Below are 13,657 nucleotides of genomic sequence, written 5' to 3' on the forward strand. Positions count from 1 at the left end.
AGATTTATTAAAAAACAAATGTACAGACGATCGGATAGTGGTCGGAAACATACCGGACCCCGTAGGCTTCGCTGTCGAGCGTTTCATAGCGCAACGCCCGGGCCCGACGGAAATAGATGTAATCCAATGTCCGGGCGCGGCTCTTCCCGAAGCCGTTGAACGACGGGCGGTCGTCGCTTTCAGGGGCCGCGTCGTGTGCGGATTCCAGCCATGCGGTATAAGCCTTGAGGTATTCTCCGGTCTTCTGTCCGATCTCGGCATTCATGTCTCCCGAGATAAAAGCCGGGGTGCGTTTCCCGGCGATTTTACGCATCATTTCGACATTCAGCAACGCCCCTCTGCGGCGCGCTTCGTGCCCTTTATGGTCGAGATGCGTGTTGAAATAATAAAATTTCCCGCCGGAAACCTTGTCGCGCAAACATACCCACACCGTAATGCGGCGGTTCTTGGCATCCCAGCCGCGGGACACCTCGCCGGGCGTTTCCGAAAGCCAGTAATACCCCCAGTCGACAAGATCGTATTTTTCGCGGAGCCACATCACCGGGAGATGCTCCCCTTCGGAACTCACACCCTGATCGCGCCCCGCCGAGACATGAGCATAGTCGGGCAGGTGTTCGGTCAGCCATATGACCTGTTCATTCTTCGGTTCCTGAAATCCGATTACGTCGGGACGCTCGCGGGCGATCATGGCGATCGACGCTTCTTTGCGGATATCCCAGACCAGCTCGCCCGTGTCGCCCTTGTGACCCGTGCCACGGATGTTGTAAGACATGAGTTTAAGGGTTGTCACGGTGCGGGCGCTCGCAAGGTCCGCAAAAAGCAGGGCAAACAATATGACTATTTTTTTCATGGTATTCAATTCATTGGCGCAGTCCATACGACATTGCGAATACGGACGAATACGGCCAAAGTTTATATACAGACAACCGATGACCGCCGGCCGCTAGGTCCGGCGGTCATCAAAATTGCCAATTTATCCTCATTTTTTCGCCGAACCATCAAAATTCGGCCGTCAGTACAATCGGATAGTGATCGGAGACGAAGCGTACCCCGTAATCCGCACGGGTGATCGTCCGGAACTGCACCGGCGTTACACGACGATAGAAGATATGGTCGTAATTCCATGTGCTTTTGGCCTCGCTCAATCCGAAATTATTGAAGCTGTACTCCCGATCGGAATCAGGCGCCGCATCGCGTCCGGACCACATCCACTCGTAGTAGGGATTCAGGCAACTGCGGCGCTTGTCATCCGTTGCATAGGATGCGTTCATATCGCCCGCAATGAATACGGGCATGCCGCGTCCGGCAATCTCCTTCATCTTCGCCACATTGAGCCGGGCACACAGCAAACGCGGTTCGTCGTTCTCCGCCTTATAAGGCAGGTGCGTGGTGAAGAAGTAGAACTCCTTTTGTGTGACATTCTCTTTCAAATGCACCCACAACGTAGTCCGGTAATTGCCGTCGGTCGTATTCCATGGCATCGAGGGAACGTCGGGAGTTTCGCTCAGCCAGAAATACCCGCGGTCGAGGAGCGTATATTCGGACGTCAGATAGAAGAGCGACATATGGCCGCACTGGTTTTCAGGATGGTTTTCGTCTTCGGCGATGTAAAACTGCCCATACTCGGGCAGCGCCTCCGAAAGATAGGTCCGCTGCTCGGGGCGCGGCTCCTGCATGCCGATCACACCGGGCCGGACATCACGGATCATCCTCACGCAGGACTCCCTGCGGGACTCCCACGACAGATCGCCCGTGTCGGCCTCGGTCGTCATCCGGATATTGAACGACATTACTTTCAGCGCGGCCTTTACGGGTGGAATTTCGTCTTCCGACGAGCACATGGCCACGAGCAGCGCTGTACAGATCAGCGCCAGTCGATTTTTATAGATTCGTCCCATCGCCGTCACTTGTTATACCGTATGGCAAAATAATCCATTGCACTGGAAGCATCCTTGGCCGGAATTTCGGATACAGCGAACTTCGCAGTGCTGTTAACGGCGTTCCTTTCGGGGGTAAACCGGATATAAACTTTGCCGTGCCCCAGCATTTCGAGCGGTAGCGGCATGTCAATCTGCTTGTAGGCACCCAACTGCCAAGCCTTTACCGAAGAGCTGATTACCATATCCGGCACCTGATAGGAACCGATATACTTCCAGCCGTCATCGCCCGACAGATCGCCCGACAACGACCATTCGGCTTTCCAGAAGATCGGGGAAACCCCTGCTCCGGCCTTACCGCCCTGTACGGTAAACTGCATCGAGAGAAAATCCGTCTCAATATCGGCAGTCGAAAACTCCACACACCACGATTCGCCCCGGTCGTTCGTATAGTCCCACCAGCAAGTCTGTTTCCATGACGTGCATGCAGGACTTGTTTCCTGCCCCTTTCCATCGGCATTGATCTTGGCGTCGACCTTATCGCCTCCGGGATTATTGTAATCCGTGCCGTCTTCCAGAATGATGCCCATACCATATCCCTCATTGCCGATATGGGCCGAGAAAGGCGGCAATGCGTTTTTCGTTCCGACCGGACCAATATAATTCCAAGTCGTATAAGTCGTCGGCTTGATGGTCGTCGAATGGGAGAATCGCCCATTGGCCCCGAAAGTCGGATACCAATAATACCGTTTGTCGGAGGCATCCTGTTTTTGATCCTTAACATAACGATACTCGGTCAGAAGCGCCGAAAAGCTCGCCTCGTCATCAAAACGAATGTCTTCGTAAGCCATGTGGCGAAGTTGGTAACGGCCGATATTGCCGTGCGAATCCTCGTCCGTCCCGTCCCCATAGACATAACCGGGATAAAGCTCGAAAACCACCACTCCGCCAATCTCACCCGACCCGTAGGGTAATTTCCGACCGTCACGGCGATAAGGACAGGTCGTGTTTGTGTAGAGATAGATGCTCGATCCTTCGATGTCGCGCATCAGACGCGGATATTTCGAGGTGATTTCATTATTGTGCGCATTCGTATATCCGTCGTGAATCGGGGTCAGTGCACCTTTACGGACGGGGAATTCACAGTCCCGAAGCGTTACAAAGGTATATACGTCATCGTCCGTCAACTCCGAAACGAATCGTCTTTTATCCGGAATGGCTGCTGCCGTTCCGGCTTCCTGCGCCGTCACCATTTGGGCCGTAACGCCCGAAATGACGTAACGTTCAGGATTTTCATGCCGGGCAAGAGCGGTACCGTACAGCAGAATCTGCACTTTGTCATAACGCCTGAAGATATTGTCCCCGACGCCTGCCGTCTCGATCATAAAGCCATACTTGCCATCGAGACTCTCGATGTAGGCGGTTCTTTGGCTGCCCGAGTAATCTATGGTCATCTCCGTTGTCCGGATATTTTCGCCGGCGTTGCCTGATTCGGGATTACTTACGATATAGCCCTCGATAATGACATATTCGTCGACGGTCACCGACTCTCCGGCATCGGGCAGGCTGCGGATATAGCCGAAATCGACGCTTCGCCCCAGCATGTCTCCAGCGGTTTTCTGCATGACATAAAGGGTCGCAGAATGAGATTCATTCCAGCCGTCGGTCCATCGCAGGATGACGGAAGCCGTGCGGAGCTGCGAATCGTAAGGATTTTTATCGTAATCGAGGCGTAACATGCCTTCCCCATACGAAATACCGGAGATCCAAGCCTCGTCATCCCCGCTCGTATAGACGACATCCCGTTCAATCTCGGAAAAATCGATGTTGGTGTCGAAACGGATAGCATCGCTGCCCGAAACGCTGCCCGAAACGATCAGCGAACCTGAGGGCAGACTCAGCGCCGGAGTCTGCCCGCCGCGCTGCCGGAGCGTTATCGTATCCCGGTGGAGTTTGTTATCGGCTTCGATCAACACCCGTGTCATACGCGGGAAATCGTCATTGTCATCGTAATCGATATAAAACGACGAATCGCCGTCAAGAGTTTCGGCGCTCAGCTCGGCCCACGGCGTTTCCTCAAGAAAGCGTAAATGGCAGCGCCGGTTCGTAAGAACGTCAATATCCACATGCCCCGCCGTTGCATCGACCGTAAATTCGGTTGTTCTGGCTCCAAGCTCCACCAGCGGAGTGTCGTTGCTGTCGTCCACGTTGCATGCCCCGAGGAGAAGCGATCCTGCGGCAGCCGCGATTATGTTGTATTTATTCATGGTTGTCAGACTTTATCGGATTATACTATTCTCCTGCGATTTGCGTGAGGTTCGTCGACGTCGTGTACAACGTCCCGTTCACTGCATCGTCAACTTCCAGTGTCAGCCGAAGTTTGCGGACCGCTCCCGTTGCATTGGCTGCGGCCGTAAAAGTTACCGCATCCGCTGCGATCCGGATATCGGCAATCCACGGCTCGGCATCGGGAAGCTCCCCTCCGTCGACATCGAGACACACCGTTTTCGCCGCAATGCGATCAAGCGCCCCGGTCAGATTGGTCTCAAACGGAAGGACGATCTCTCCACCCGCAGCATTGAGTTCTTTGGTCGGTTCGGTCAGCAGAATTTCCGGCTCAGACACAACGCCGGTTTGCGTAACGACGATATTTTTTTCAAGTCCGTTCGACCGGATAATGATCTCCGTCATCCGGGCAATACCCGGATTATCCCCGTATTCAAGTACAAATTCGCCGTTCCCGCGCCCCGTATGCCGCCGGATCGCCGCCCACGAAATGTCTTCGGCAAAAAAAGCCGTCCAAGATTCCGTCGCATAGACCAGAACGGGCGTGGAACCAGCCGAAGCGTCGAGGGTCAATTTGTGCTGATTAATGGCGAGCGGCAGCTTCTGTTCGAACTCATGCTCGCAGGCAATGAACAGCGACACGGCCAGAAACATTGCAAATCGCCACCTTGTCGTTTTTATTTTAGGATTCATGATCTTTTGATTTTCTGTAATTTGCATTTTACAATCCATAAGCGGCATAGGCGTCGTTATCCAATGCATAATTCGAATAGGTCACTTCGGTATCGGGAATGGGATAGTATTCATGACACGGAAGGATGTTGGCCAATACGGCCTTCGACTCGGTCTGCAGCGTCGTGCGTTCGTACCAGTTACCCCACCGGACCAAATCGAATTTGCGCTGGAATTCACCCAGCAACTCCCGGCCCCGTTCCTCCATGATCTCGTCCATCAGACGGGCCCACGAACGGAAATGCGTATATTCGCCGATACCGGCACGACGTTTTACCTTATTCAGATACTCCATGGCGGCGTCCGCATCCTCTTCCTGCATGCAGAGACATTCGGCCTTCATCAGCAATGCATCCGCATAGCGGAACACCTTGTAATTGTTCGAGTCGTAGGTCGTCTGCATACCGTAGCACCAGAATTTCGGTCCGAAATAAGTTTTCGATTTATCATAGGTCTTGCCGTTCCAACCTGTGGACAACTGCATTTCACGACGTTTATCCGTACCGTCCGCAGGTTGCAGATTGTCATAAAAATAGGTCGTAGGAACGATGGGAACCCATGTCGTCGCGTTATTTCCCAACTCGGGAATCTCCACGCCGGCATAGACCGACGTCCCCTCCGCGCGCGGACGGGGCATACAGATACAGGCCACATTCGAAGTGTAGATCAATCCGCCGGCCGTGTAGGTATGCTGGATTTCGAAAATGGATTCGGGCGTATTCTTCCGGCTGAAAGGAATATCCGAAAGCGGATATTGTTCCAAGTCGCCATAGATAGCTTCCAACTCATTCAGTGCGCCGATTGCCGTATCCCATCGTTTGTTCCACATGGACATCTTGGCGATCAGCATCCATCCCATCGCGGCGCCACAGCGGTTGTCCGCGATCTCGCTCGTACGAATCTGCTCCATGCAGGGCACGCATGCCTGCAACTCCTCGATCAGTGCATTCCGGGTATCTGCGGCCGACATGCGGGGCAACCGTCCCACTTCAGTCAGCACTTCGACATCCGATACGTCGACCGTATAGAACGGGACATCGCCGAAAAACGACGTGAGCAGCCAATAATAAAAGGCGCGGAGGACCTTTCCTTCAGCGAGCAGCGGAGCCCGGACATCCTCTTCGAGCGGCGACCGCTCGATCCCGGCGATAACGGTATTGCAATACATGACTCCTTTATAGGCATTAGTCCAAACCTCGGCACCGAAGCGCGGTTTGGCCGGGGAGATGTCCAACTGGGCGTCCTGAGTGGCAGAGCTCGAATAACACAGGTCGGTAACGCTTTCGGTCGCCAGCATCATTTTGTAGGTATAGAGCGATTTGAGCGGAATATAACAGGAATTGAGCCCTGAAATGCACTGGGACTTGTCCCGGTAGAAGGTTCCGGGCGTCGAGAAGCCACTCGTATCCTCCTCCAGAGTGCAGGCACTCGTTGCAAGCAATACCAGCAGCATCGAATATAATTTTGCTTTCATGTTTCTTACTGTTTAATATCTGATCTGAATGCTGAAAACGATCGTCCGGGGTTTCGGATAGGCGCCCATATCCACACGACGCATCGTGGAACCGTTGCTTTCGGTGGAAACATCCGGATCGAAGCCATTGTACTTTTTCCACAACCAAAGATTCTCACCGCTGACACTCAGTGAAATATCGCGCAGGAAGCGGGTCTTTTTCCGCAGATCGAACGTATAGCCTACTGAAACGTTCTTCAGCCGCAGGAACGAAGCGTCGTGTACTTGCAAATCGCTCGGAACGTTGACATCGCAGCAACCGGCGCTCGGCAGATCCGAATCCGGGTTGCGCACGGGGTGCCATGCATCGAGCATGTAGCGGTACTGGTTGGTATGCTTGCTGCCCGACATGTAAAGCTCCGCATAATTATAGATCTTGCCTCCCAACGAATAGGTGAAATAGACGCCGATATTCAGCTTGCCGATCCGGAACGAATTCTGCAAACCGCCGTAAAGATAAGGATCGGCATTGCCCAAATACACCAGATCATCCTGATTGAGCGTACCGTCATGGTTCATGTCGTAATACCGGGGCAATCCGAGCGATTTGGCCGCACTGGTAATCTGGGTAGCCGAAGCGTAAGCATGGGTTACGCCGTTGCGTTCAAACTCTTCGGTACTTTTCCAGACACCGCCGTAACGGAATCCCCAGAGGGCATTGAGCGGATAACCTTTCACATAACCCTGCATCATGTAGGGATTGTTGCCGGCCGATTTGGCTGCGACGACGAAATCCTCAGTCCCGATATCATCCACCATCTGTTCGTTATGGGCCAACGAAAGGTTCGTGGTCCATGAAAAACGAGGTTTCACGATATTGCGACTCTCGATCGAAAGTTCCCACCCCTTGTTGGTCGTCCTGCCCAGATTGGCATAACGCGAAGAATATCCCGTCTGAGTGGGTGTCTGCACGGACATCAGCAGATCGCAGGTTTTGGAAAAATAACCTTCCGCCGTAATCGACAGCCGGTTCCCGAACAATGCGATATCAAGAGCCGCATTGTAGAGATCGGTCTTCTCCCACGTCAGATTGGGGCTGTCCAGACGACTGCGATAATATGCCACGGGTTGTGAACCGGCGAACAGATAACCGTTCGTAGTACTGGACATGGCGGCCAGCGACCGGTAGGATGAAATGGCGTCGTTACCCGTACGGCCGGCACTCAAACGCAACGAAAAATCGTCAATCCAGTTTACGTCCTTCAAAAAGGCTTCGTTCGAGATATTCCATTTGACAGCAGCCGAAGGGAAAAAGCCCCACTTGTTATTGGCTGCAAAGTTGGAAGCGCCGTCGAAACGCCCCGTCACCGTCAGGTAATAACGGTGTTTGTAATTGTAGTTGACACGGGCCAGATAAGAGAGCTTGGTCTGTTTCGTCGATCCGGACGAAGCCGAGTAGGTCTCCTTGTCCAACACTGCGTTCATGTTGTTCCATGTGACATTGTCATCCATATAACCGGACCCTTGCAGGGTGAAGGTATTGGATTTGAAAACGTAGGTTGTAAAACCGCCCAGCAGATCGAGATGATGCCCGCTCTTCGTATCAAGCCGATATGTGAGCGTGGTCTCGCTTGAAAAGCTGTTTTCATCGTATTCGCCGCGATAGGCCTCGCCGCCCTCCCCTTCGTTCTTCTTGGGCAGCGTGCCCGGATAATAGCGAAACGTATGGCGCTGGTAATTATAATAGGATTCCTGAGTACGCAGTTTGAGATTTTCGGCAAGGTCTATGTCGAACGCAACCGTGTGATTCGATGAAAGCCGCTTGTTGTTGTTCGTGTTCAAGGCAATCGTTGCGCTGGGCGTGTTGATCGGCGCACCGTTTCCGTAATAGGGATTGTAATTGTCGTCCGGATCGATCAGCGGGCTCAGGTAAATAGCGGCATGAAAATAGTTCGGCCCACCGATCTCAGCCAGATTGCTGTCCTGATCCCGGTGTGTAAACGCACCTTTATAACTGATGTTCATCCATTTGAACAACTGATGGCTCAAATTGATACGGCCAGTGATACGCGCCAGCCCGCTGTTGCGGATGATGCCTTCCGTGTTGTTGTAACCCAGTGAAGCGAAATAGCTGCTCTTTTTCGTGCTGTTCGAGACCGAAAGGTTGTAATTCTGATAACCGGCCGTGCGGGTGATCTCATCGATCCAGTCGGTGCCCTCGCCGATGGACAACGGGTCCGGAAGAGGATATTTAGACAGCGGCGTGGACTCATCGACCCCATCGCTGTTGAGGAAAGTATAGTCGTTGCGATAAAGTGCGAACTCCGTTCCGTTCATCAAATCCAGTTTCCGGGGCAACTGCGAAAATCCGACATCGGCTTTGAACGTAATATTGGGCTTTCCGGACAGCGAACGGCCTTTCTTGGTCGTGATAATGATGACTCCATTGGCGCCGCGCGACCCGTAAATGGCCGTTGAAGAGGCATCCTTCAGGACAGACACCGATTCGATGTCTGCAGAATTGATGTCGTTCAGGTCGCTGATGGCATCCATCACGCCGTCGACAACGATCAGCGGCTCGTTCGAGGCCAGAATCGACCGGGTTCCGCGAATGCGAATCGAGGTCGTAGCGCCCGGTTCGCCGGTGGTGGACATGATATCGGCTCCGGCGATACGGCCCTGCAACGCCTGATCGATCGACAGCACGGGAGCATTCTGCACGTCGGACATCTTGACATTGGTCACCGAACCAGTCATATCGGTCTTTTTCACCGTACCGTAACCGATCACAACGATCTCGTCCATCTCATTGGCTTCGTCCTCCAGTACGACATTGACCATCGTCGCAGAAGTAACTTTCACTTCGGCAGGCCGATATCCCAAATACGAGAAATGAAGGGTCATCGGAACCTCGCCCCGAATCGAGAAACTGCCGTCGGCATTGGTCGTCGCACCGCGGGTAGTGCCGGCGACGACCACCGTGGCTCCGACGAGCGGCTCGCCTTTCCGGTTACGGACGTCTCCCGTTACGGTATGCGCCCGTTTCTCCGGGGACACGGGAGTGGCATGACGCGGATCGGCAAGAATGATATCCTTACCTTTAATCTGATAGGAGATGTGCAACGGTTTGAAAAGCCGGTCCAGAACGGAACGAACCGGTTCGTTCTCGGCGAGTATGGAGATCCGGCGTTGCAGATCATGGAGTTTGCTGTTGTAATAGAAACGGTATTCGGTCTGGCGTTCAATGGAATCCATAATTTCACGCAACGGCCGTTCCTGAACGCGCAGCGACAAATTTTGCTGCGGAGCCTGTGCCGATACCGGTTGGAATGCGGCAAGCAGCAGGCACAGAAATAACTTTTTCCGGACTCCGACGATGCTCTTTTTTATCGCCGGATATCCGAAAAGAGATTTGTTTTTCATATCTTTGTAAAGTTTTTAAGATTACCTTCCGAGGTTGGCTTGAGAACTTTTTCGAGCAGGGTTTGTGTCGCATCACGAGCCCTGCTATTCTATTCAGGTCAGTTTTCTTTCATGGGCTGTTTGGATTAGGTTCATATATTCGGTTTCTTCCGGCTCAGCGTAATACGCTGCCGCCCTGCGACAACAGACTCGTACCGGACATCGATACCCGAAGATATCTGCATATATTCGAGAATCAACGACAGGTCTCGATTGTCGAAGGTTCCGGTAAAAGTATAGTCGCTCAGGCAGGCGTCACGCACAACGAACTCTACCCCGAAATTGTGGGACAATCTCCGGATAACTTCGGGGAAAGGCGTGTCGCGGAAAACAAAGGTATTGTCCATCCATTCGACCCCTGAAACGGAAGGGTCCTTGCGAAGCGCGATTTGTCCCGAACTGATATTGTAACGCAGCTCTTCAGAGGGAGTCAGCAGATAATTCCGTATCCCGGACGAATTGTCACCGATATCGACACGGACACGCCCCTCCAACAGGAAGACCTGCGCAATACTGTCGGCCGCATAGGCCTCGATATTGAATTTCGTCCCCAAGACCTGTATTTGCAGATCGTTGTCGGTCATTACGACAAACGGTCTGTCCGGATCATGCGCCACTTCGAAATAGGCCTCCCCGTCAAGCTTCACACACCGGGAGTCCTTCGCATATTTCAACGGGAACCGCAGGGAACTGTTACGGTTCAGAAATACCGACGTTCCATCAGGCAGCGTGTATTCGACCTTTTTTTCGGCATTTGAATTCAAGGTGATATAGGCCCCGGCCGATACCCTGTATCCCGCAAAATACCATGCTCCGATATTCACTGCGACAAGAACGGCCGCTGCGACGGCAACCCGCTGCCACGAAAGCCGGATCGTCTGCCGCCTGCGGCAAACCGACCGCATCACCTTTTCATAGGCAGCCATCACATCCCGGCGACGAATCCGCTCGGCACGCCGCCGCGCATAGTAGATTTTCGCCATATCCAGCAGCATCACTTCGTTTTCGGGATCCGCTCCCATCCATGCCTCGACTTCGGCACGCACATCGGGTGCAGCTTCTCCCTCTATGTATTCGAGCAACATTTCCCCGGACGGTTCGGTCTGTTTCATAAGTTCGTTTTTTTCATTCCGTTCATTACTAAGACAAAAAAAACGAAGCCGACCCTAAAGGAAATCGGAAAAATAATTTTCAAACCTATTCAAGCCGACCTTACGGGCCTTCCGCCCCATGAATCTTTTTTACTATATTTGCAAATGAAACTCAGGTGACGATGCATTACAACGACCCGCAGCTACTCGAAGAACTAAGTAACGGAAATGAACAGGCTTTCAAGCAATTGTTCGTTACCTATTATTCACCCCTATGTGAATTCGCCACCCAATACGTCTCCGACAAGGACGCCGAGGAAATAGTTCAGGACCTCATGATGCATTTTTGGGAAAAGCGGGAATTCCTCGTTATCACCGGTTCCGTAAAATCATATCTTTTCACGGCGGTTCGAAACCGTTGTCTCAATGCCATTCAACGCAACAAATACAAACAAGTCACGCACAATTATATCTACGAAAAACTAAAGGATACCTTTCAGAATCCGGACTGCTATATGTTGGAGGAACTGTCCCGGCATATCGAGAAAGCAGTCAGGGAGCTGCCCGAAAACTATCGGGAAGTATTCTCGATGAGTCGTTTCGGGGATTACACCAACAAAGAGATCGCCGAACGACTGGGCGTATCAATCAAAACAGTGGAATACCGGATCACGCAGGCATTGAAAATTCTACGGGTAAAACTCAAGGACTACCTCTATTTGCTGTCTGTTTGGCTATAGCACCTGATTATAAATACAGAACCTTGATATACGGCGCATACTCCGATGAAATTGAATGGCTAAAACTAATTTCCTCGGAGTCGTTTGTCAAGATGAAGCGCGATGCAGGATACCGCAAATGACTGTTTTGTGCAAAGCACAACAAAACAGACGAGGTAACGGATCTGGAAACCGAAACCTCGTCTGGAATTACCTTTTCATACATGGTCTTCTCCGAAGAAAAAACCACCTGCAAATATTAACTCATTGAAAAATCAATATTTACACCATTTTCGCCTCTCGGAAAACGAATGGAGCGCACTTCGGTACGTCCCGTTCGCCCCGCGTGAGGGATGTGCGGAAACAGCCGCTTAAAATCGGAAACTACAGGTCCACCAGCGCCTTGCCCGTCATGTCGGCAGGCTGCTCCAGCCCCATCAGCTTCAGCACCGTGGGAGCCACGTCGGCCAGAATGCCGTTGTGCACGCCCTTCACGCGGTCCGAAACCACCACGATGGGCACGGGGTTCAGCGAGTGCGCCGTGTTGGGCGTACCGTCGGGATTGACCGCGTTGTCGGCATTGCCGTGGTCGGCGATCATCACCACCTCGTAGCCGTTGGCCTTGGCAGCCTCGACAACCTTCTCCACACATCCATCGACAGCCTTCACGGCCTTCACGATGGCCTCGTAAACGCCCGTGTGGCCCACCATGTCGCCGTTGGCGAAATTCAGGCAGATGAAGTCGAACTTCTGCTCGCCCAGCGCCGCAACCAGCTTGTCGGCAACCTCCGGGGCCGACATCTCGGGCTGGAGGTCGTAGGTCGCCACCTTGGGCGAAGCGACGAGGATGCGCTCCTCGCCCGCGAATTTCTCCTCGCGGCCGCCGTTCAGGAAGAACGTCACATGGGCGTATTTCTCGGTCTCGGCGATACGCAGTTGCCTGAGACCCTGCTTCGAAACATATTCGCCGATGGTGTTGGGCACGTTCTCCTTGTCGAAGAGGATGTGCAGACCCGTGAACTTGGCGTCGTAGGGGGTCATGCAGCAGTAGTAAAGCGGCAGGGTGTGCATCCCCTCGGCGGGCATGTCCTCCTGCGTCAATACGATCGTCAGCTCCTTGGCGCGGTCGTTACGGTAGTTGAAGAAGATCACCAGATCGTTCGGACGGATCATGCCGACGGGCTGTCCGTTCTCGTCGATGCGCACGACGGGCTTGATGAACTCGTCCGTCACGCCCTCGTCGTAGGATTTCTGGACGGCTTCGACCATGTCCGACGAATGTTCGCCGACGCCGTTCACCAGCGCGTCGTAAGCGATCTTCACGCGCTCCCAGCGCTTGTCGCGGTCCATGGCGTAGTAACGGCCGATGACCGTGGCCACCCGGCCCGTCGATGCGGCCATGTGCTTCTCGAGGTCGGCGACGAATCCCTTGCCGCTGCGCGGGTCGGTGTCGCGGCCGTCCATGAAGCAGTGCACGAACGTATTTTCGATCTTGTATTCGGCGGCGATGTCGCAGAGTTTGAAGAGGTGCTCCAGCGACGAGTGCACGCCGCCGTCCGACACCAGACCCATGAAATGCACGTTCACGCCGTTCTTTTTGGCGTATTCGAACGCGGCCTTCACCTCGGGGTTCTGCATGATCGAGTTGTCGCGGCAGGCGCGGTTGATCTTCACGAGGTCCTGATACACGACGCGGCCGGCGCCGATGTTGAGGTGTCCGACCTCCGAGTTGCCCATCTGTCCGTCGGGCAGTCCGACGTTCTCGCCGTCGGTGCGCAGTTCGGCATGGGGATATTTCGCGGTCATGGCCGAGATATATTCGGGATGGACGGTCGAAATCACGTCCGCCTTGTCGTGACGGCCGTTGCCCCAGCCGTCGAGAATCATAAGTAATACCTTGTTGTTCATATCTAACTCTGTTTTAATTACTACCGTTTCGTTATTTCCGAAAGCCGTATTCGTCGCCTACGGCGCCGTTTACAAATTGGACCCACCCCCAACCCCCGCCTTGGCGGGGGCTTAGTCGCGGCGCGACCG

9 protein-coding genes are annotated in these 13,657 nt (G+C 53.4%); 1 reads left to right on the forward strand and 8 read right to left on the reverse strand.

Going from position 1 to position 13,657, the window contains the following annotated elements; all coding sequences use genetic code 11:
• Positions 1-7: 7 nt before the first annotated feature.
• The 7 genes from BN5935_RS13435 to BN5935_RS13465 form a co-directional block, all read right to left on the reverse strand.
• Positions 8-772 (reverse strand): endonuclease/exonuclease/phosphatase family protein, encoded by a 765-nt coding sequence (locus tag BN5935_RS13435; RefSeq protein WP_235821116.1) that lies wholly within the window; start codon positions 770-772, stop codon positions 8-10.
• Positions 773-998: 226 nt separating this feature from the next.
• A complete protein-coding gene (locus BN5935_RS13440) occupies positions 999-1,898 on the reverse strand; it encodes an endonuclease/exonuclease/phosphatase family protein (RefSeq protein ID WP_064976966.1) in 900 nt (299 codons plus the stop codon).
• Positions 1,899-1,903: 5 nt separating this feature from the next.
• Positions 1,904-4,144 (reverse strand): DUF5689 domain-containing protein, encoded by a 2,241-nt coding sequence (locus BN5935_RS13445; RefSeq protein ID WP_064976549.1) that lies wholly within the window; start codon positions 4,142-4,144, stop codon positions 1,904-1,906.
• Between the two features lie 25 nt (positions 4,145-4,169).
• Positions 4,170-4,856 carry a BACON domain-containing protein gene (locus BN5935_RS13450; RefSeq protein ID WP_147625842.1) on the reverse strand — a complete coding sequence of 229 codons (687 nt, stop codon included), beginning with the start codon at positions 4,854-4,856 and terminating at the stop codon, positions 4,170-4,172.
• Between the two features lie 28 nt (positions 4,857-4,884).
• A complete protein-coding gene (locus BN5935_RS13455) occupies positions 4,885-6,369 on the reverse strand; it encodes a RagB/SusD family nutrient uptake outer membrane protein (RefSeq protein ID WP_064976551.1) in 1,485 nt (494 codons plus the stop codon).
• 12 nt (positions 6,370-6,381) lie between these two features.
• Positions 6,382-9,603 carry a TonB-dependent receptor gene (locus tag BN5935_RS13460; protein ID WP_082944220.1) on the reverse strand — a complete coding sequence of 1,074 codons (3,222 nt, stop codon included), beginning with the start codon at positions 9,601-9,603 and terminating at the stop codon, positions 6,382-6,384.
• A gap of 299 nt (positions 9,604-9,902) precedes the next feature.
• Positions 9,903-10,922: a FecR family protein gene (locus tag BN5935_RS13465; protein ID WP_064976552.1), complete on the reverse strand. Its 1,020-nt coding sequence runs from the start codon at positions 10,920-10,922 to the stop codon at positions 9,903-9,905.
• Positions 10,923-11,083: 161 nt separating this feature from the next.
• Between BN5935_RS13465 and BN5935_RS13470 the strand changes: the two genes are divergently transcribed.
• Positions 11,084-11,641: an RNA polymerase sigma-70 factor gene (locus BN5935_RS13470; protein ID WP_064976553.1), complete on the forward strand. Its 558-nt coding sequence runs from the start codon at positions 11,084-11,086 to the stop codon at positions 11,639-11,641.
• Positions 11,642-12,004: 363 nt separating this feature from the next.
• On the opposite strand, the gene gpmI is transcribed toward BN5935_RS13470, so the two are convergent.
• Positions 12,005-13,528: a 2,3-bisphosphoglycerate-independent phosphoglycerate mutase gene (gpmI, locus tag BN5935_RS13475; RefSeq protein WP_064976554.1), complete on the reverse strand. Its 1,524-nt coding sequence runs from the start codon at positions 13,526-13,528 to the stop codon at positions 12,005-12,007.
• Between the last annotated feature and the right edge of the window lie 129 nt (positions 13,529-13,657).

The sequence above is a fragment of the Alistipes provencensis genome, from assembly GCF_900083545.1.
Lineage (GTDB): Bacteria > Bacteroidota > Bacteroidia > Bacteroidales > Rikenellaceae > Alistipes > Alistipes provencensis.

What these genes read in the sequence shown, in the direction of transcription:
- gpmI (WP_064976554.1), bottom strand. Translation starts at nt 13,528, where the DNA reads ATGAACAACAAGGTATTACTTATGATTCTCGACGGCTGGGGCAACGGC.
- BN5935_RS13455 (WP_064976551.1), bottom strand. Translation starts at nt 6,369, where the DNA reads ATGAAAGCAAAATTATATTCGATGCTGCTGGTATTGCTTGCAACGAGT.
- BN5935_RS13470 (WP_064976553.1), top strand. Translation starts at nt 11,084, where the DNA reads ATGCATTACAACGACCCGCAGCTACTCGAAGAACTAAGTAACGGAAAT.
- BN5935_RS13450 (WP_147625842.1), bottom strand. Translation starts at nt 4,856, where the DNA reads ATGAATCCTAAAATAAAAACGACAAGGTGGCGATTTGCAATGTTTCTG.
- BN5935_RS13445 (WP_064976549.1), bottom strand. Translation starts at nt 4,144, where the DNA reads ATGAATAAATACAACATAATCGCGGCTGCCGCAGGATCGCTTCTCCTC.
- BN5935_RS13460 (WP_082944220.1), bottom strand. Translation starts at nt 9,603, where the DNA reads ATGGATTCCATTGAACGCCAGACCGAATACCGTTTCTATTACAACAGC.
- BN5935_RS13435 (WP_235821116.1), bottom strand. Translation starts at nt 772, where the DNA reads ATGTCTTACAACATCCGTGGCACGGGTCACAAGGGCGACACGGGCGAG.
- BN5935_RS13440 (WP_064976966.1), bottom strand. Translation starts at nt 1,898, where the DNA reads ATGGGACGAATCTATAAAAATCGACTGGCGCTGATCTGTACAGCGCTG.
- BN5935_RS13465 (WP_064976552.1), bottom strand. Translation starts at nt 10,922, where the DNA reads ATGAAACAGACCGAACCGTCCGGGGAAATGTTGCTCGAATACATAGAG.